The following is an 18,040-nucleotide window of genomic DNA, read 5'->3' as shown; positions in this document are numbered from 1 at the left end:
GCTAGGCTACTGAATATGCCTTGGGAGACTGCGCCGTGGCCAGACGCAACCTCAACGATCTCTTGGCCTTCGTCACCGTGGCGCGCGAAGGCAGCTTCACCCGTGCCGCTGCTGCGCTGGGTGTGACGCAATCGGCCCTGAGCCAGACCATTCGCGGATTGGAGGAGCGATTGCAGATCCGGCTGCTCACGCGCACCACGCGCAGCGTTTCACCAACCGTAGCGGGCGAACGGCTGATGCAGGCCATCGGCCATCGCTTCGACGAGATCGAGGCGGAGCTCGATGCCTTGACCGAATTGCGCGAGAAGCCCGCCGGCACCGTGCGCATCACCTGCGGTGACAACGTGCTACACAGCATTTTGCTGCCCAAGCTCACGCCGCTGCTGCGCGAGTATCCGGACATCAAGCTGGAGTTCGACGTGAACTACGGCTTCCGTGACATCGTGGCTGACCGGTTCGATGCCGGCGTACGCCTGGGTAACACCATCGACAAAGACATGATTGCCGTGCCTATCGGCCCACCGTTGCGTCTGGCGGTGGTGGCTTCGCCGGAATATCTTGCTGCTCACCCCATCCCCAGGACGCCAAATGACCTGACGGCGCACCGCTGCATCAATCAGCGTATGGCCACATCCGGCGGGTTGTACGTTTGGGATTTCGAGCGCCGAGGCCGCCGGGTGAACGTACGCGTCGATGGTCAGCTGATCTTCAACACCGCACAGCCCCAGGTGGACGCGGCGCTGGCCGGGCTGGGTATCACCCTGCTGCCCGAAGATGAGTTGATGCAGCATATCGAAGCAGGCCAGCTAGTGCGCGTGCTGGAGGACTGGTGCCCGAAATTCGAGGGCTACCACCTGTACTACCCCAGCAGGCGCCAGCCCTCGCCGGCGTTTTCGCTGGTGGTGCAAACGCTGCGCATCGTTGGCCCTGGTGCGACAAGTGGGACAAGGCATTGAGCAATCAGCAATCAGCAATCCGCCGGTTGAATCCCCAGTCAGGCGCGCTCATTCGGCTATGATGCTGGCTCTGGCGATACCGGAAACTACGCGTCATGGCGAGGAAATTCGGGTTTGTCCCGGTACAGTATTCGCGCTCGTTGTCGATATGCAGTGTAGGCACCGCCCCCCTCAATTCGCCCGATCTGCTGTCATGGTCAAACATACGCATCCCAGCCGTCGTAAGCGTTTCCCGATGTGGGTTGGCTGCGCATTCACGCTCGTCGATGTCGTTGCAAGCCATCGCAGCCCGGACGCCACCATGCCTCGCCATCGGTTCCTTCGCGATGCAAGTTCCAGCGGTTCGCTTTCCACTGCGTCAAAAGTGCCTGCTGAAGCACGGCTAATCCATCCCGAATCCGCAAAGTGAATCACCAAGCGCGACGCATTGGGTTTGCCGCCCTGCTAACGGGCCTGGTCAGCCTTCTTTTATTGTTCTTGCCCGGTTGCCAACAGCAAGACAACGCTTCGCCAGGCGCGGCCGTGCCCGCCAGGACCGCCATTACCGCGTTGATATGGGCGCCAGACTGGCCGGAGGAGATGCTCCAGATTGCGGCTGAATTCAGCAAGCTCAATCCAGACGTCCGCGTGGATGTGCAGTTCATGATTGGCAATTCGGTCGAGGAGAATATCAAGCCCCGGATCGCCTCTGGCAACTTGCCGGATCTGGTGAGTGTCAACCCGAACGCCTATGCGGCTGAATTGGCCGATCAAGGCATCCTGACAGATGTGAGCACCACATCGGCATGGAACAACATGCTCAGCCCGCTCAAGGGGGACTGGACCAGTCGCCAATCCAAGCGCTTTGGCATATCCGGCGGCGTGGCGACAACGCTGATCTACTACAACAAGGCACTGTTCGCGAAAGCTGGGATCAAGGAACTGCCAACCAATTTCCACGAGTTCCTGATGGTTTGCGAGCAGCTGAAGCTTGCGGGCTTCACACCCATCATGTGGAGCGGCGGCTTCCCGAACATGCTCGGCAACGGCCCCTTCAGCTTTGGCTTTGCCAACAACGTGGTGGCGCGCGAGCCAGCCTGGAAGCAGAAAATCGGCGATGGCACGCTGGACCTGAACACGCCTCAGGTAGCCGATATCTTTGCCAGTATTGCGCTGATGCCGCAACGCGGCTACGTGCAAGACGCCTTCATGGCGACGGATTACGATGAGGGCATACGGTTGTTCAAGGAGGGCAAGGTCGCGATGGCTTTTCACGGCAGTTGGGCGGCTGGCCATTTGCTGCACGGCAACCCTTTCGAGGTTGGCGTGTTTATTCCACCCTGGAACGCGCCCGGCAAGCGTGTGGTGCCTGTGATCGGCAGCGAAACCGGGTTTGCGGTGTGTGACACGCCCAACAAGGCCGCAGCCATGCGCCTACTCGAATTCATTGCCGGGAAAGGCTTCTCCATTCTCCAAAGAAAACGCCAGAACATCCCCCCATTCAAGCAAGCCGCGGGCACGCTCGTGAGCGATCAGAAGATGGTCGACTACACAAACATGGTCAGCCGCTATCCGGTGACCGCCAGCCCATACTATTCGGTTCTACCCTCCAACTCGATCGAGCAGCTTCATCACTTGATGCAGGAAGTGCTGACCAGAAAGATCACGCCCAGACAGGCCGCCAAACTTCTCGACGCGTCCGTCAAGAATGAAGCGAAGATGCATTACAAATGAGCTCAATCCTAGGTTCGCTGCGAAGCGCCTTCGCCTATCTCTCGCTGGACCTGCTGCGCCGTGTCGAGATTCGCTACCGGCTGATGACCGCGTTCATCCTGCTGTCGCTGATACCGATACTGATCTCGGGCTACATATCGTATGTAGAGTCGACCGCCGCGATCAAGCAGAAGGCCGAGGTATTCTCCAAGGAGATGGTCAAGCAGGTCTCCAAGAACATCGCGCTGCGCATGGAGCAGGTCGAGACGGAGAGCAGCCTTCTTGTCCTGTCCGATCGCGTTCAAAATGCGCTGACAAACGTGGTCAATGGCAGCGCAGAGGAGCAGAACGAGGCACGCCAGGATATGACCCGGCTGCTCCTGCAGCACTACGGGTCGGTTGACTTCATCAACCAGAAGTACCTGCTCGACAAGAACAACCGGATCCTGGACACCCAGGCGTTCGCGCAACTGACCCGGGGCGTGATGCGTCTGGTCAAGCAGGCGCCCGATCGGAATGGCCGGCCTTACTGGGGCAGCTACGACAACGGTGTTGGGCAACAAAACCTCGGGATGGTGCGTGCCATCATCGGCAAGAGCAACAATCGGCGGATCGGCACGCTGGTCCTGGTCATTCGCCCCGAACAGTTCTCGACCATCTTCAATGACGTCGCCTTGGGGAGCGGAACGGAGATTTACGTGCTCGATGCCCGCAGCAACAAGCTGGTTGTCCGCACCGACGGCATTTCCACGAACACCGACGGGACGGCCGAGCCCGACCTGATCAGGAAGATCGCGAGCAACGGGCTAAACGGGGAGTCCAGTGGCTTCGTCGACTTCGAGGACAAGCGCGAGGGGCGCTACCTTGCCGCGTACACAGGCATTCCCGGCACGACATGGATCGTGGTCAGCACAATCCCGGAAAAGAAACTGACGGCGGAGGCACAGTCCGTGCGCAATCAGATCGTGCTGGTTGGCATCTCGGGTTTCCTGCTTTCCATCTTCCTGGCCTACTTTATTTCCCACAGCATTTCGGCACCGCTCAGAGAGCTGGTGCGAAAGATGCACGACACCGGCAACGATACGGGCGCCGAGGCGCCGGCGCCAGCGCGCACCGATGCTGGCGGCAGGGATGAACTAGGCCGGCTCGCGCAGCGTTTTGAAAGAATGAGTGGGGCCATCAAGCAGAAGATCCAGAAGATCAACGAGATCAACGCCTCCCTGGAGCAGACCGTCGACCAGCGAACCGCGGAGCTCGTCACCAAGGAGCAGGAGTCGCGAACGTTGATCGAGAACTCGCCGGACACCATTACCCGCTACGACCGAGACCTCCGCCGCACTTACGCCAATCCCGCCTTCTGTAAATCGGCAGGGTGCAGCCTAGCCGAGTCGCTCGGCAAGCGGCCATCGGAAGTCCCCGGCGGCGCCAATGCGCTGATCTACGAGCAGAAGATAGCCGAAACCATTGCAAGCGGAAAAAGTGGGCAAATGGAGCTGAGATGGGTCAGCAGGGATGGACAGGAACACTGCACCCATATCCGCCTGACGCCAGAGATCGACCGCTCGGGCAAGGTGAACTCGGTGCTGGCCGTGGGGCGTGATCTGTCGGACCGGATGGCATTCGAGGCGACGATCTGGAAACAGGCCAATTTCGATGCGCTGACCCATCTTCCGAATCGCCAGATGTTTCACAGCCGGCTCGAGCACGAAGCCAGCCTGGCGCATCGCTCCGAGCAGCGCATGGCCCTGATGCTGATTGACCTGGATCGCTTCAAGGAGGTCAACGACTCCCTGGGACACGACACAGGAGACATCCTGCTGATCGAGGCGGCCAGGCGCATCATTTCGTGCGTGCGCGAATCGGACATCGTCGCTCGCCTTGGCGGTGACGAGTTCACCGTCATTCTGCCCAACACGGGCGATACCGAAAGCATTGAACGCATCGCAAAGGCCATCATCCACAAGCTGGCCGAGCCCTTCGCGCTCGGCGCGGATGAGGCTTTCATTTCCGCCAGCGTCGGCGTCACGCTTTACCCCGACGACACCAGCGAGCTGGACGTCCTGTTCAAGAATGCCGACCAGGCCATGTACGCGGCCAAGAACGCCGGGCGCAATCGTTTCAACTACTTCACGCCCGACTTGCGCGTGGCGGCGGAAAAGCGCCTGCGTCTCACCAGCGATCTGCGCGCCGCCCTGCCTGGCGGGCAGTTCCAGGTCTACTACCAGCCCATCGTTGACCTGGCGACAGGGGAAATCCGCAAAGCCGAGGCCCTGATCCGCTGGTTGCACCCTGAGCGCGGCACGATCAGTCCGCTGGATTTCATTGCGCTGGCCGAAGACACGGGGCTCATCGTGCCGATCGGGGATTGGGTGTTCAAGCAGGCCGTGCATCAGGCCCGTCAATGGCGCAACCGATTCCATCCGTCTTTCCAGATCAGCGTCAACATGTCGCCGATGCAGATTCGGCAAGACAGCCAGGTTTGTGCGCAATGGTCCGACTATCTCATGCGGGAAGGGATGCCGGGGCAGAGCATGGTGGTTGAAATCACGGAGGGCCTGCTGCTGGACGCTGAACTGAACAAGAAGCTGCTGACCTTCCGCGATGCGGGAATCGGCGTCTCGATCGACGACTTCGGCACCGGTTACTCGTCCCTGGCCTATCTCAAGCGCTTCGACATCGATTACCTCAAGATCGACCGCTCATTCGTGCAGAACCTCGGCTCCGACGGCGACAATCAGGCGCTTTGCGAGGCCATGGTCATGCTGGCTCATAAGCTGGGATTGAAGGTCATTGCCGAGGGCGTGGAGACGACGGAGCAACGCGATTTCCTCGTCGCCGTGGGTTGTGATTTTGCCCAAGGCTATTTGTATTCGGAGCCGGTTCCGCCCGATCGGTTTGAGGTGCGGGTATGGCCGAATGTCGAGGAAACGATTTAATCCGAACCCCCGAGCAAAAATCGAACGGCATCGCGCCACCAGCCACCGTCCACCCGCCCAAACCAATCGTTGTGCTCGGCATCAGGCAGTACGCACAATAGCCGAGGCGCTATCAGCCCCTTGTGCAACGCCACGCCAAAGCGCGCCGGGACGATGCTGTCGCGCTCCGCAACCACCACCACAACCGGCCGGTCGAACCGCGCCAGGTTGGCCGCGCTGTCATAGCGGTCTCGCAGCAGCCACGACACCGGCAGCCAGGGATAGTGGTAGCCAGCAACATGTTGCAGCGTGTCCCACGGCGTGATCAGCATCAGGCCTGCTGTCTTGTCCCGCTGGCGCGCTGCGGCCGCGGCCGCAACGCCAGCCCCCAGCGATTCGCCGATCACCAGCAGCGGGGCGCCGTATTGGCGATAGGCCTGCGCGATGATCTGCTCGGCATCGGCCACCAGGCTGGCTTCGCCCAACGGCCCCGGGCGCGGTCCGTAGCCCGGGTACTCGGCAAGAATCACGCGCACGCCCTGGGGCGCCAGCGCTGCGGCGTAGGCTCGACGGTGGCCGGCATGTCCGGCATTGCCATGGAACACAATCGCGGTGGCACGTACCGGCCCGGCGGGCTCGGCCACCAAGCCCTTGAAGTCTTGCGAAGACGGCCACGCCTTCAGCCCGCCAGCAAGCAACTCCGGCAACGCCGCCTTGGCCGGAAAATACAGGAACTGGTCTTGCAGCGCCGCAAGGGCAGGGCACGGCAGAAGACAGCCGAGCCATAGCGCAAGCCCGGCAGTCTTCACCGCGATGCCCATCCCGGCATCGCGGCATTGCGGCCGCCTCTCAGTCCACGCCGTTGCCATGCGCCTTATGCTGCGACGCCATCACCTGCTGCTGGGCGGGTGGCACGGCTTCATAGTGACTGAGCTGGATCGTGTAGTTGCCGTGGCCGCCTGTGATGCTGTTCAGGCGCGACTGATAGTCGTTCAACTCCGACAGCGGCACCTGTCCCGCCACCAGAACGCTGTTGCCTGCCGCGGTGCGCGTGCCACGCACCTGGCCGCGCTTGGCGGAAAGGTCGCTGATGATGTCGCCCATTGCCGCCTCGGGCATCGTCACCTCGATATCCACGATCGGCTCCAGCACGCTCGGCCGCGCCTTGAGCACGGCCTCGATAAAGGCCTTGCGCCCCGCAGCCGCGAAAGCCACCTCCTTAGAATCCACCGAATGGCTCTTGCCGTCGAACACGGTCACGCGCACGTCCTGCATCGGAAAGCCCGCCAGCGGCCCGCTCTCCAGCACCTGGCGGATGCCCTTTTCCACAGCGGGAATGAACTGGCCCGGAATCGCACCCCCCTTGACCGCATCGACAAACTCGAAGCCCGCGCCGCGTGGCAGCGGCTCCACGCGCAGCTGCACCTCGCCAAACTGGCCGGCGCCGCCCGTCTGCTTCTTGTGGCGATGATGCCCCTCCGCCTTGCCGCCGATGGTTTCGCGATAAGCGATCTTCGGCGGCCGCGTCACCACCTCCAGCTTGTACTGGCCGGTCAGGCGCTCCAGCGCGCAGCGCAGCTGCAGCTCGCCCAGGCCAAGCATCACCGTCTCATTGGTGCCCGCCGGGTGCTCGATGCGCAGGCAGGGGTCTTCCGCGCCAAGCTTCTGCAGGACCTCCGACAAGCGCTGCTCGTTGCCGCGGCGCGCCGGCTCGATCGCCAGGCCGTAGATCGGGGTAGGGAAATCGAGCGGGGCCAGGTGGATGTTGCCGTCCTCGCTGGCATCATGCAGCACGGCATCAAAGGCGATCTCATCGATCTTGGCCACGGCGCAGATATCGCCCGGCCCGGCCTGCGGCACCTCAACGCGCTCCTTGCCCTGCAGCATCAGCAGATGCGCCACCTTGAACGGCTGGCGCGCATCGCCGATAAACAGCAGGCTGTCGCGCGTGACCGTGCCCTGGTGGATGCGGAACACAGCCATCTTGCCCAGATACGGGTCCATCGTGATCTTGAAGACATGCGCCAGCACATGCTTGTCCGGCACCGGCTCCGCGCGGATCGCCACCCGGCGCTCGCCCGCATCACGATAGAACAACGGCGGATTGCCCTCGGCCGGGTTCGGCAGCAGCCGCACAAACACATCGAGCAGCTCCGCGACACCAGCCCCGCTGGCCGCCGAAGTAAAGCAGATCGGCACCAGGTGGCCCTCGCGCAGCGCCCGCTCGAACGGCGCATGCAACTGCTCCGGCGCAATCTGCTCGCCCTGCTCCAGATACAACTCCATCAGCTTCGGATCGATTTCCACCACCTGATCCACCAGCGCCTCGTGCGCCGACGCCACCGACAGGAAATCCGCCTCGCCAGCCGGGTTAAAGAAACAATCCACCACCTCGCCGCCGCGCCCCGCCGGCAGGTTGATCGGCAAGCACTCCTTGCCGAACGCCTCCTGGATATCGGCCAGCAGCTTGGGCAGATCCACCTTCTCCTTGTCGATGCCGTTGACCACGATCATCCGGCACAACTTGCGCGCCTGCGCCCAGGCCATCATGCGCCGCGTCGTCATCTCGATGCCCGTCTGCGCGTTGATGACGATGGCAGCCGTCTCCACCGCCGCCAGGGCGCTCATCGACAGCCCGGAGAAATCCGGATAGCCGGGCGTGTCCAGCAGGTAGATGCGGGTATCTCGATAGTGGAGGTGGGCCGCCGCGGTGGTGAGCGAGTGGTGGTACTTGCGCTCCAGCGGATCAAAATCGCAGACCGTGGTGCCGCGCTCCACGCTGCCAGGCATGTGCAGCGCACCTCCCTTGTGCAGCAGCGCCTCCACCAGGGAGGTCTTGCCGCACCCCGCGTGCCCCAGCAGGGCGACGGTACGAATTGCATCGGGACTATAAAGCATGGTCGCCCTCGTCCGGCAATGGCAGTGAGATCATTATTGGCGATATGGGGTGGGAACGCCATGTGGGGTGAATCCGGATCTGGGGTGGGGTGGGGACGGTGTGGGTGGTGGGGGTGCGGGGAGGGGGGGCTGGGTGCAGGAGTCTCTTTTTATGGTGCGCTGCGCAATGACTGGTTCGTTCCTGAGATTCACTTGGCGATGCCGTCGTCACGGGGTCGCTGCGGTTTCTGCTGCCAGCAGGTTCGCGTCGCGGGTGAGTCGCCAGCGTCCGTCGGGGTCTTTGCGCAGGATGGTGAGCGTGTAGCCGGAGCGGTGCATGGCGGGGCTGCCGTCAGGCGGCGTGACGGTCATGCGGATGTGGTTGCGGAGGTGGGCCTAGTTGCTTAGGACTTCCAGGATGTCGTAGGTGCCGTCGATCTGGACGTTCTTCATGCCTTCGGAGGCTGCGGCGAACTCCTTCTTGCCGAAGGGCGGCTGGCCGGGGAGCATGAAGATGACGTCGTCGGTCATTAGGTCCAGGACTGTGGGGAGGTCGCCGGATTTGGTGGCGGTGAACCATGTGTTGACTACGTCGCGGATGGCGCTTTCGTTCTGGGGTCATTCTTCTTGCTCCTGTAAGGGTCAAGCCAGGGCAGTCCGTCGAAACACTGCGAATAGACGGCAGCTACCGCCATCGGCCACGCACGGCCACTCAGATTTGCTCGCTGCCGTCGGTTTGCGAATGAGCATCGGGCGTTCCGACCGGCGCGCTCGAGTTGCGCTCGTCCTCATCCGCTAAAATCATATCCGACGCTACTTCGAGCGAAAGAGCTTGCCCTCGCCCTTGGTCGCCACGATCACAATCAAAGTCAAGCCACTCAGGAGCCCACTCGGTGAAAAGAGAAAAGAAATACGTCGACACTAGGTTCAGCGTAGAAGTGTTGCGCGAAGCTATGAGCGCAGTAATGGCCAGGGCAGCGGCGGCCAAGGTGGCAGTCGACCTTACTCAACTATCCGTCGATCACGGCGACTCGATCTGGCATTACGACAGCGTTGATGAGTTTTTTGCAGATTTCCGGAGCTTTTTTGGTGACGCATCCTTCTCGATTTACGGGAATGGCTTTGATCTCACTGTTTTCTATTCGAAACAGAACACCAATGTAAACATGAGGGCACCCTCTCGCGCTGATATCGTGGCGGTGTTCGAGGTCTTCGAGAAGCACGCGGCTCAGTCAAAGCTGCCACCGGCACCCGTACCTGTACCCGAAACTTCACCGCCAGTGGTCTTTATCGGTCATGGTCGCAGTCCCATGTGGCGTGATCTCAAGGATCACCTGCAAGACAAACATGGTATTCACATTGAGGCCTACGAAACGGGCGCTCGTGCGGGTCACACAATCCGGGACATTCTCGAAGATATGATCAAGAGGAGCTCATTTGCGCTTCTCGTCTTGACCGGCGAAGATGAGCAGGCCGATGGCGAATTAAGAGCTCGTCAGAACGTCATTCACGAGGCAGGCCTCTTTCAAGGTCGGCTGGGCTTCGCTCGAGCAATTCTGCTGCTGGAAGAGGCGGTCGAGGAGTTTTCGAATGTGCAAGGTGTGCAGTACATCCGCTTCTCCAAGGGAAAAATCAAGGAGACCTTTGGTGAGGTGCTGGCCACTCTCCGACGCGAGTTCTCGCAGTAAATCTAAATGGACATAGATAACAAGCGCTCGACACAGGAGATTCACACAAGGCGTCCGCGTTTTCTGACGGGGTGGCGGCGGGCTCCCCGTTTGCGGATGTCCTTTTGATTCAACCGGTCGATGCAACACACTGAAGACTGCGTGAGCAGTGAGGGGTCTTGCAAATGAAGCAAGGGCGTCGTATCTACTACACGGAAAGCCAGAGGGCGGCTGATGTGGGAGCGTTGGCAGAAGGGCGAATCTCTTCAGCATATCGCCCAACTGTTCGATCGTAACCATTCATCCGTACAACGGATTCAGGCGGAATCCGGCGGCATTCAACCAGCGCAACGACACCGCTCCAGGTTGGCGTTGACGCTCCCCGAGCGAGAGGAGATATCGCGCTCAATGGTTGCTGGTCTCTCGATCCACTCGATAGCAGCCCGGCTCGGACGAGCACCTTCGACCATTAGCCGGGAGCTCGCGCGCAACGGTGGGGGCCAGGGCTATCGGGCGAATCGGGCTGATCAGCTTGCCTGGGAGCGGGCCCGCCGGCCATAAGTATGTAAGCTCTTCAGGAACCGAGCGCTGGCGCGCGTTGTGTCGGACAAGCTGCGGATGCTGTGGTCTCCTGAGCAGATTGCCGGTTGGCTCAAACATGCATACGCGGTCAACAAGGACTACAGGGCGTCACACGAGACTATCTACGTAGCCTTTACATACAGGCCCGTGGCGCGCTAAAAAAGGAGCTGCTGGAGCACCTACGGCGCTCTTGAGCCATGCGTCGTTCGCGCCATCACATGCAAAAGACGGACGACCACGGCAGGATTTGTGACACGGTGTCGGTCAGTGAACGGCCTTCCACGGCCGAGGACCGCGCAATACCCGGTCACTGGGAAGGCGGCCTGCTGTGTGGTAGCGGGAGCAGCCAGATCGTGACCCTCGCCGAACGCCAGATGCGCTACCTTATGCTGGTGAAGATTGCCAGCAAGGATAGCGAGACGGTCGTCAATGCACTCATCAAGCATGCGTGTAAATTGCCGCAGGAACTCTACAAATCGCCTACCTGGGATCGGGGATCCGAGATGGCGGAGCACAAGCGTTTCACCGTGGCCACGGACATCAAGGTCCACTTCCGCGATCCTCAGTATCCGTGGCAACGCGGCTCGAACGAAAACACGAATGGCCTTCTGAGACAGTACTTCCCCAAAGGGACCGATCTCTCTGTCTATTCGCAAGCCAAGCTCAATGCCGTAGCGAGGCGGCTCAATGAGCGCCCGCGAAAGACACTACACTTCGATACACCGGCTGAACGATTCCATCAATCCGTTGCGTTGACCGGTTGAATCCCCAGCTGGGAGCAGCCATTATATGTTGATTAGCATATAAAATTGACCCGCTAGGCCCTTGTTGGTCAGGTTTACATGGAAATAAACACCCGGGCCACACGGTGTGCTGACCTATTAAAGAACTTCAACGTTTCTGATGATTCTATCGAGCGACATGAAAGACATTGAGTTGGCGTCGGCGGCTCGCACCACTTCTGGCGCAACGCCGTATTGTGCAAGCTTTCGGACCATGTCGCTGATGATGGCAATCGCCTCAGCTCTGCCGAGCAGATTTTTCCGGCGCTTTTCGACGTCCTTAGCAAATTTTGAAATCAACTCTTCAGATTCCGATTTTCCATTCTTTTCGTTCTTCTTCAGAATAGTCAATAACGAATTGCAAGCAGACTCGGCATCGATAAATATGCGATCGGCAAAGGAAATATGAAGGTTGTCGCAGCACTTTGAAAGTCCGCTGAGGTAAATGCGCGCATTCTCAACCATCAAAGAACTAGTCTCAGATTGATCACTCAGCGCATACGCAGCGAGGAGTGCGTTCTCCGATCTGTGTCGCAGTATTCCTTCGCACACACCCCATTCGAAATAAAAACCGCGATGGCTCGGATTTGAACCGAAATTTCGGAAGAGCTGGACGGCATCATCAGCGTTCCCCTGTCGCCGATAAAGAGATGCGAGCTTGGTGACCAGGTGAAAGGATGTATCAGTTTCGTAGACTTTGCGCGCGATGTCGATCGCAAGTCTTGTTTTGCCAGACAAGAATAGCTTCTCTGTCATTTCAAAACGCCAAAAAGCCAAGTCAATGACTTGTTCGGTTTTAGAGCGCATAACTTCGGAAGTTGCGAGATCGATGTAGTAGTGAGAGATATCCTCGCTAAATTTTGTTTCAAGCACCTCGATTAGAGCGGCGGCAATATACTTATGCCGAGTAAAAATGCTTGTCGACGTGCTAGTGGCGGCAGCCTCCCTGCCGAGTTGCCGAAGGACCTCGCTCTGCAACTTCGGGATCGATAGCCCCAAAAGCCCAGCGAGGGCGGCGAAGTTGAGCTTGTCGAACCCTTCGACGTGCATTGCAGCGATATAGCCGAGCACATCTTTCAGAGTGAGTCCATTCGGCAGATCAACCTCTGCCAGTCTCTCGAGCATTGTTTGGGCATGTTCCAGTAAATCGTTGCCGTGGCGGGACATCAAGAGTGCACCGAAAAAGGCGTCCGTATTTCCTTTCGACTCCTTCTTGGCGTAGAAACGCAGCTTCTCTGCGCGCTGATCTTCTGGTAGCAGTGCCAGTTCCTCGCCTAGCCCCTTGCTTCCATAATTTCCCCAAGACTTAACAATGAGATCTGCGTCTCTAAGGCTAAGATCTTTCAGGATCTCTTCCTTGAATTTCGCCTTAAATGTCCAAGCCAAGCTCTTCGCGCCGGACGATTGCCAATCTGAATCCCTGCTCGCTAGTAGGAAGTCAATGCGTCCGTCGTAACCGTCGAATCCGGCGTCGATGAAGCGCAAGATGTCCTTCGCGACCTGATCTGCTTCATCGATGATGAGTAACCAGTCGTCGTGGCTACGCAAGGTCTCAAACAATTCCGCCCCGTTGAATGGGCGAGTGTGATTTGTTCTGAACAGAACTTTTTTCGACTTGTTCGCGCGCAGTATTTCTAGGCTAGACTGCAACAGTGCCGTTGTTTTTCCTTCGCAGCCCGCACCCAACAGGGCGCAAACATATGGCGTCGCTGTGTCGGGGCGAAAATTTTTCGCCACCTTGCCGACAATTTCTCTCCGAGGGATCGAATCCGACAGCGCGATCGACCAAGTGGGACTCGCACCATCGAAATATGCGATCGACTCGTCCTCCTGAAGCTTCTTGGTGCTGCGCTCAAGGGTGGTCAGATCCTTGATCTCCCACCCTACAAGGCGTTGGCTTTTCTGCTTCGGCGCGTAGTCTGGTTTCGTTCGCGCACGCGGTGCCTCAATTTCCCACCAGTCGCCATTCCTGTAATTTTCATGGAATCGGGTGCCGTCCAGTGCCCAGCACTGATTAGGGAAGCTCCAACTGAAAGGCTGAAACCGAACCAGACCGGCATGAAGATCAGCTACTCCCCACATAAAACCGTTTTTCCACTTCCCGCCCTCCGGGCATTGCCACCCGGCTCCGGACTGAACGGTGAGGAACTCTCCTGCGCCGTTCAGCGTGTTAGAAAGCGATTCTGTATGCATGTGGCCATGCAAATAGATGGCCTGTTTGGCCGCCAAGAGTGACTGGATAGCTTGCCTATGGGGCAGGTAGAGCCAGTCGAGTGGATGATGCCCAAGCACAAACTTGACGGCGCAATCCGAAATGCTTTCGAGCGCATCTCGCACAATGGGGACGCCCGGGGTCAGTGCTTCCTTGTCCTTTTCCCCATCGCACAGCCATGCGGTATTCAGTCCGACGATTCCGACCTTCGCGGAATTAATGGTTCGCTCGACCACGATGGCACCACTATCGGACTTGATGTCCGTCGAACTTTCGCAGAGATTATGCTCAAAGAAATCTTCGAATCGCTTGGCGAGTATTTCGCGCCGCAGGGCCGATCCCTGATCTGGATTGAAAGAGAGTGATTCGGGTCTGACGAACTTTTCTTTACTGAACTCCTGGTTGACGTGTCGATTCAAATCGTGATTGCCTGGAACAGTAAATATTTTGTCCAGAAAATCATTTCCGAAGAGATCAACGATCGGTGATAAGAGGTGCTCGACGAATTGCTCGTACTCGGACTTTTTCCCAGTATTAGCGATGTCTCCAGTGATGAAGATGAAGTCAGGAGTAAGTCCTTTGGCCTGCGATTCCTTCAGGTGCTCGACGATCTTCTTTGCAGAAAATGCCTGATCGGATGGGTGGAGACCGAAGTGAAAGTCGGAAAGATGAAGCCATTTAATAAAGTCTGACACTCTCTTTTTTCCTTGGTTTAGTTTCGCTTATTAAGGTGTCTGCTATCAAGGCACATCTGTATCGTTCGCCCTTTATGACACCAGTGAAGACGCTATGCGGCCTGCTTTTCCGCATCGGCGGACTCCATCACCTCGATGCCCACCCCCAATCGCCTTACCGCTTTTAATTTCGCCGAACTGTACAAAACCGCAAAAATCCACCACGTAACAATTCCATCAATCGGAAGCGAAAAAGGCCGCGCGCTTGTGCGCGCTGATTACGCATTATAAAGGAGCTTTGAACGTTGAGCGTGACGATGTGAAAGACTCCAATCGCACTGCAAAGGAGACATTGACCATCGAGACTCGAGCGGCAGCAATGGGTCGAACCTGGAAGTTCGTCGCCGGCCATCGCTCGATCGACCCGACTCAGCTCCGAACTTCCGTAGTCGACCCAAGCCGCCCCAACTGCCGCAGCAGTAACGACGGCGCTTCCCAGGGGGAAAACGGTCATCCATCGGCTATGATCATCGCCGACATGGGGAGACTTTAGATGCAGGCAGACACCGCCGATGCTTGGGCTTTGACTGGCGTTCCGCATGTTTTGCAGAAGCGGGCGCCGGTTGGAGTGCCGGTGCCGCAGTTTGTACAGCTTGTCATTCCATTCCCTTGGTTATTGGTATATCGAGGCGCGGTTCTCTTGATGAGCATCCAGGCTTCGCCGGCTCAGGAGGAGGTGGCATTTGCGCAAGTTCGATCCATCGCAAACGCCGGCTGGGAGGCTGGCGTAGCCGTCATCCGATGCCCGACTTTCCCGTCTTAACGGAAGGTGGGCGTGCGTTCTAAACCCCACGTTGGAGGGGCGGGAAGTCCATTCAACGTGTGAATGCTGATTCCCGGCGCGCAAAGTGCTTGATGCGGGGGGCGCTTACGTGGGGCGGGCTCATAGATTGTCAACTGCGCTGAAGAAGAGCCAATCGGTGGGATTAAAGTTCGGCCGGAGTCAACCGTAAGTCTGCAATCTGGTCCGTCTCTCATAGCGTCTATATAGGGAGAGGCGAGAGCCGGTCAGGCAACGGCCGGTGGTACATTCGGACGCATTGCCCAATAGAGATATATCGATGACAAGACCCGTATTGACTCGCACGCTGCTTTGCCGCTGGGTTGCTTCTGTATCTATCGCAGCTGCGCTTTCTCCTTCAGCGTTGGCAAAGGCGACAGCGGACGAGGAGCTCTTTCGCGTCTTTTCGGCGTGCGATCGGACGTTCTTCGAAAAGCTGACGGCAGAAAGAGCGCAGTGGTCGGAGCGCATGGCGTTGTCCACGACCAATGGGGTCGCCCATCCGACGGTAGAAGATCGCCGGTACGAGCGAATCAATTGGCAAACGCTAAGACAGCCGCTTAGCGTCGCAGGCGTTAGCTTGATTGCCTACCACGATGCGAAGAACGAGGTGCCATCAGCCGATGGAGTCGGTAAGCAAGCTTTCTGGGGATTCCTTGTGGAAGGTGCGCCCGCTAGCGTCGTGGCGAAAATTAGGCCTTTCGTCCGAGACGAAGAACGCTTCAAGCCAGCCGTGGGGGTCGATTGGCCAGCGTGGATACGCGGGGAGATGAGGCTGGCAAAAGATCCCGTAGATCAATGGACTAAGATCGATGTTCCACTAGGTGAGGTGCCCAAGCCCGCGACAGTCGAGCGCGTACTTATCGTTGAGCCCGCGGAGACGGGACCAGGAATGAAACGTGTCAACGGCATGTCAATGATCGAATGCTCGATTCAGGGAGATATTTCACCCGCGCTACTGCACCGCGTACGTCCTGATATGGGCGATGCGGCGATTGCGAACTGGTGATTTCCACGTGCCTTAGACAAAGACGCTCGGCTTTACGGCGCGCCTCGGGATCCCGGCATTTGACGAGAGCGTGCAGGAAAGCGAGAGCGACGAGCACGGCTTCTGCCCGTGCTGCCTGCTGACGAAGTCGATTGAAGTCTTTCGTCTGTTACTTGAGTCATACCAGTTCGCCGCCGTCCAGCTGCGCGCCGCGCGCGATGGTGAAGGCATGATCGGCCCCAACTTTTGACCTCACAATGGCGCAAGGCATCATACCGGAGGAAACCGAGGTATTTATTGGCCCTCCGCCTGGCCTGCTCACTGCGTAGCCCCCGCTGATTGACATCCTCCCCAAACCTCCCCGACAATCCTCACTCACCTCAAACAAAGGTGACCAGGAGTGGAAACCTGCGAAAACATAGGCCACCAGCCGCCGCACGCGGCTAATTTTTCTATGGAACCGCAATGTCCAACTCCTCCGTTCAGATCGATCAGTCCATCCCCTCGCAGCACCTAGAGCGCACGCTCACCCTCTCCCGGCAATCCGACCTGCTCGCCGACCTGATCCGCATCACCTTCCCAGCAGACACCCCCACAAAACTAAGCGTCCAGGAACTAGCCTACCAACTAGACGCCCTGCGCAACGACGCCCAAGGCATCGCGCAGGAAAGCTGTGCTGACTTGCTACGCGTTAGCGCGGGCCTTGGCTCCGTTCTGAGGTTGCTGGATTACGACAGTGACGAGGTAGAAGACAGTCACGGCCTGCATTGCTTGCTGACGCCGTTGAAGCAGCAGTTGGATGCGGCTTTGAATCGGGTGCAGGGGTTGCTTTGAGGTAGGGGGGAGGGGCTGCATAGGTTCGGCGCGTGTCGCTCCTGTGCCCCCTCCCAAACAGTCGGCTGTCATTCCACGAACGGAAGCAGGCGCCTTCGTTCGCTACGGGAGTCTAGCCCGTAGCCAGTCCCAACGTGTCGGGGGCAGTGTTACATAGCCCTTACCATCGCGCGCGCTGATGTCATACAGCACATGATCGTGAAACCAAAGTAGGCGCGGAGCGTTGGGGTCAAGGTACGTGCGTTCTGCGAGTAATTCATCGCTACGCGCAGCATAAAGGCGAAACAAAGTGCCGTACTCACGCGCTAAATAGCAGGTTTCAGCGATGTAGTCGCCAGAATTCTCCCGCTTGCATTCGTGCGCAGTGGATCTGTCTCTAACATCCAAGCCATAGAGAACAAGAATTACGGCAGCGGCGGGGACCGCCACCAGCCTAATCGCCGAACGTAGCCGAGGTTCGGCTTTGCGAGGTTCGGCTTTGATTTTGGTGCCTATGTTCATAGATCGAACTCCACAACAAGCAGATCTTGACGGGCGCGTTCAGCCATTCGCGAAACGCCAGAAGCGTCTTTCGATGCGCGATGTCGGCGGGTGCATAGGCGCCTTCGGTTTTGGCGGTGTGGGCGGCGATGGGGCGGTTGCGGAGGAGGGCGGCAGGGTGTCCCGTAGGAAGTTAAAGCGCTTCCACATCCTCTATGGTGCAGCATGCCGGCTCGTGCCTGAGCACCCACAGTGTGCTGAATGAACTGAACGGTAGCCGCTTTTCTGATCGCTTCATAGCCGCCCTCATCGCCAAATTTCTCGTCGAATTTCGTACTTGTCCGATTGCGGCATGGCGTTTCTCGCTGCAGGATACCGTCCTGGTATTTGTGAAAATCACTTGCGGATCGGTGCGCCAGCACTGGCGCAAGGCACAACAGGTTCAAGCCTCATGACCTTGCGGATCTTGCAACTTCACCTGCGGCGGAGCGTTTTCGCATGAGTATTCGTTTGCCATCGGCTTCCAATCGTACTGTCCGC

General features: G+C 58.6%; 12 protein-coding genes and 2 pseudogenes. 9 read left to right on the top strand and 5 right to left on the bottom strand.

Going from position 1 to position 18,040, the window contains the following annotated elements; all coding sequences use genetic code 11:
- Positions 1-35 precede the first annotated feature (35 nt).
- The 3 genes from AC07XB_RS09155 (at position 36) to AC07XB_RS09145 (ending at position 5,584) form a co-directional block, all read left to right on the top strand.
- On the top strand, positions 36-956 hold the full coding sequence (locus tag AC07XB_RS09155) for a LysR family transcriptional regulator (RefSeq protein ID WP_492373810.1): 921 nt from the start codon (positions 36-38) through the stop codon (positions 954-956).
- 477 nt (positions 957-1,433) lie between these two features.
- On the top strand, positions 1,434-2,669 hold the full coding sequence (locus tag AC07XB_RS09150; protein WP_492830606.1) for an ABC transporter substrate-binding protein: 1,236 nt from the start codon (positions 1,434-1,436) through the stop codon (positions 2,667-2,669).
- Positions 2,666-5,584, top strand: coding sequence for a bifunctional diguanylate cyclase/phosphodiesterase (locus AC07XB_RS09145; RefSeq protein WP_492830589.1), 2,919 nt, complete (start codon positions 2,666-2,668; stop codon positions 5,582-5,584). Before AC07XB_RS09150 ends, AC07XB_RS09145 begins: the two co-directional genes overlap by 4 nt.
- Here AC07XB_RS09145 and AC07XB_RS09140 read toward each other — a convergent pair.
- The 3 genes and pseudogenes from AC07XB_RS09140 to AC07XB_RS09130 all read right to left on the bottom strand — a co-directional run bounded on the left by AC07XB_RS09140 (position 5,581) and on the right by AC07XB_RS09130 (position 9,040).
- Positions 5,581-6,384, bottom strand: a complete 804-nt coding sequence (locus AC07XB_RS09140) for an alpha/beta hydrolase (protein WP_492830607.1) — start codon at positions 6,382-6,384, stop codon at positions 5,581-5,583. The genes AC07XB_RS09145 and AC07XB_RS09140 overlap by 4 nt on opposite strands.
- A 28-nt stretch (positions 6,385-6,412) precedes the next feature.
- Complete coding sequence (gene fusA, locus AC07XB_RS09135; protein ID WP_492830590.1) at positions 6,413-8,461, bottom strand: elongation factor G; 2,049 nt, start codon at positions 8,459-8,461, stop codon at positions 6,413-6,415.
- A gap of 207 nt (positions 8,462-8,668) precedes the next feature.
- Positions 8,669-9,040, bottom strand: a pseudogene (locus AC07XB_RS09130) (SgcJ/EcaC family oxidoreductase).
- A gap of 293 nt (positions 9,041-9,333) precedes the next feature.
- Between AC07XB_RS09130 and AC07XB_RS09125 the strand changes: the two are divergent.
- Both AC07XB_RS09125 and AC07XB_RS09120 read left to right on the top strand, forming a co-directional pair.
- Positions 9,334-10,128 carry a TIR domain-containing protein gene (locus tag AC07XB_RS09125; protein ID WP_492830591.1) on the top strand — a complete coding sequence of 265 codons (795 nt, stop codon included), beginning with the start codon at positions 9,334-9,336 and terminating at the stop codon, positions 10,126-10,128.
- A 164-nt stretch (positions 10,129-10,292) separates the two neighbouring features.
- Positions 10,293-11,453: pseudogene (locus AC07XB_RS09120) on the top strand (IS30 family transposase).
- 117 nt (positions 11,454-11,570) lie between these two features.
- Here AC07XB_RS09120 and AC07XB_RS09115 read toward each other — a convergent pair.
- Positions 11,571-14,378: a metallophosphoesterase family protein gene (locus AC07XB_RS09115; protein ID WP_492830592.1), complete on the bottom strand. Its 2,808-nt coding sequence runs from the start codon at positions 14,376-14,378 to the stop codon at positions 11,571-11,573.
- Positions 14,379-14,906: 528 nt separating this feature from the next.
- Positions 14,907-15,017: a zinc-ribbon domain-containing protein gene (locus tag AC07XB_RS09110; protein ID WP_494752793.1), complete on the bottom strand. Its 111-nt coding sequence runs from the start codon at positions 15,015-15,017 to the stop codon at positions 14,907-14,909.
- A gap of 461 nt (positions 15,018-15,478) precedes the next feature.
- Between AC07XB_RS09110 and AC07XB_RS09105 the strand changes: the two genes are divergently transcribed.
- The 4 genes from AC07XB_RS09105 (at position 15,479) to AC07XB_RS09090 (ending at position 17,955) form a co-directional block, all read left to right on the top strand.
- On the top strand, positions 15,479-16,207 hold the full coding sequence (locus AC07XB_RS09105; protein WP_492830594.1) for a hypothetical protein: 729 nt from the start codon (positions 15,479-15,481) through the stop codon (positions 16,205-16,207).
- Positions 16,208-16,277: 70 nt separating this feature from the next.
- The gene (locus tag AC07XB_RS09100; RefSeq protein ID WP_492830595.1) at positions 16,278-16,436 is read left to right on the top strand and encodes a hypothetical protein; all 159 of its coding nucleotides are present in this window, start codon (positions 16,278-16,280) and stop codon (positions 16,434-16,436) included.
- A 215-nt stretch (positions 16,437-16,651) separates the two neighbouring features.
- A complete protein-coding gene (locus tag AC07XB_RS09095) occupies positions 16,652-17,020 on the top strand; it encodes a DUF1484 family protein (RefSeq protein ID WP_492830596.1) in 369 nt (122 codons plus the stop codon).
- 734 nt (positions 17,021-17,754) lie between these two features.
- Entirely contained in the window at positions 17,755-17,955 is a 201-nt protein-coding gene (locus AC07XB_RS09090) for a hypothetical protein (RefSeq protein WP_492830597.1), read from the top strand.
- The last annotated feature ends 85 nt before the right edge of the window (positions 17,956-18,040 follow it).

This window comes from Cupriavidus sp. GW821-FHT02F09, from assembly GCF_059421605.1.
Note: the sequence above shows the minus strand (reverse complement) of the source record. Positions and strands in the feature narration are given on the sequence as shown.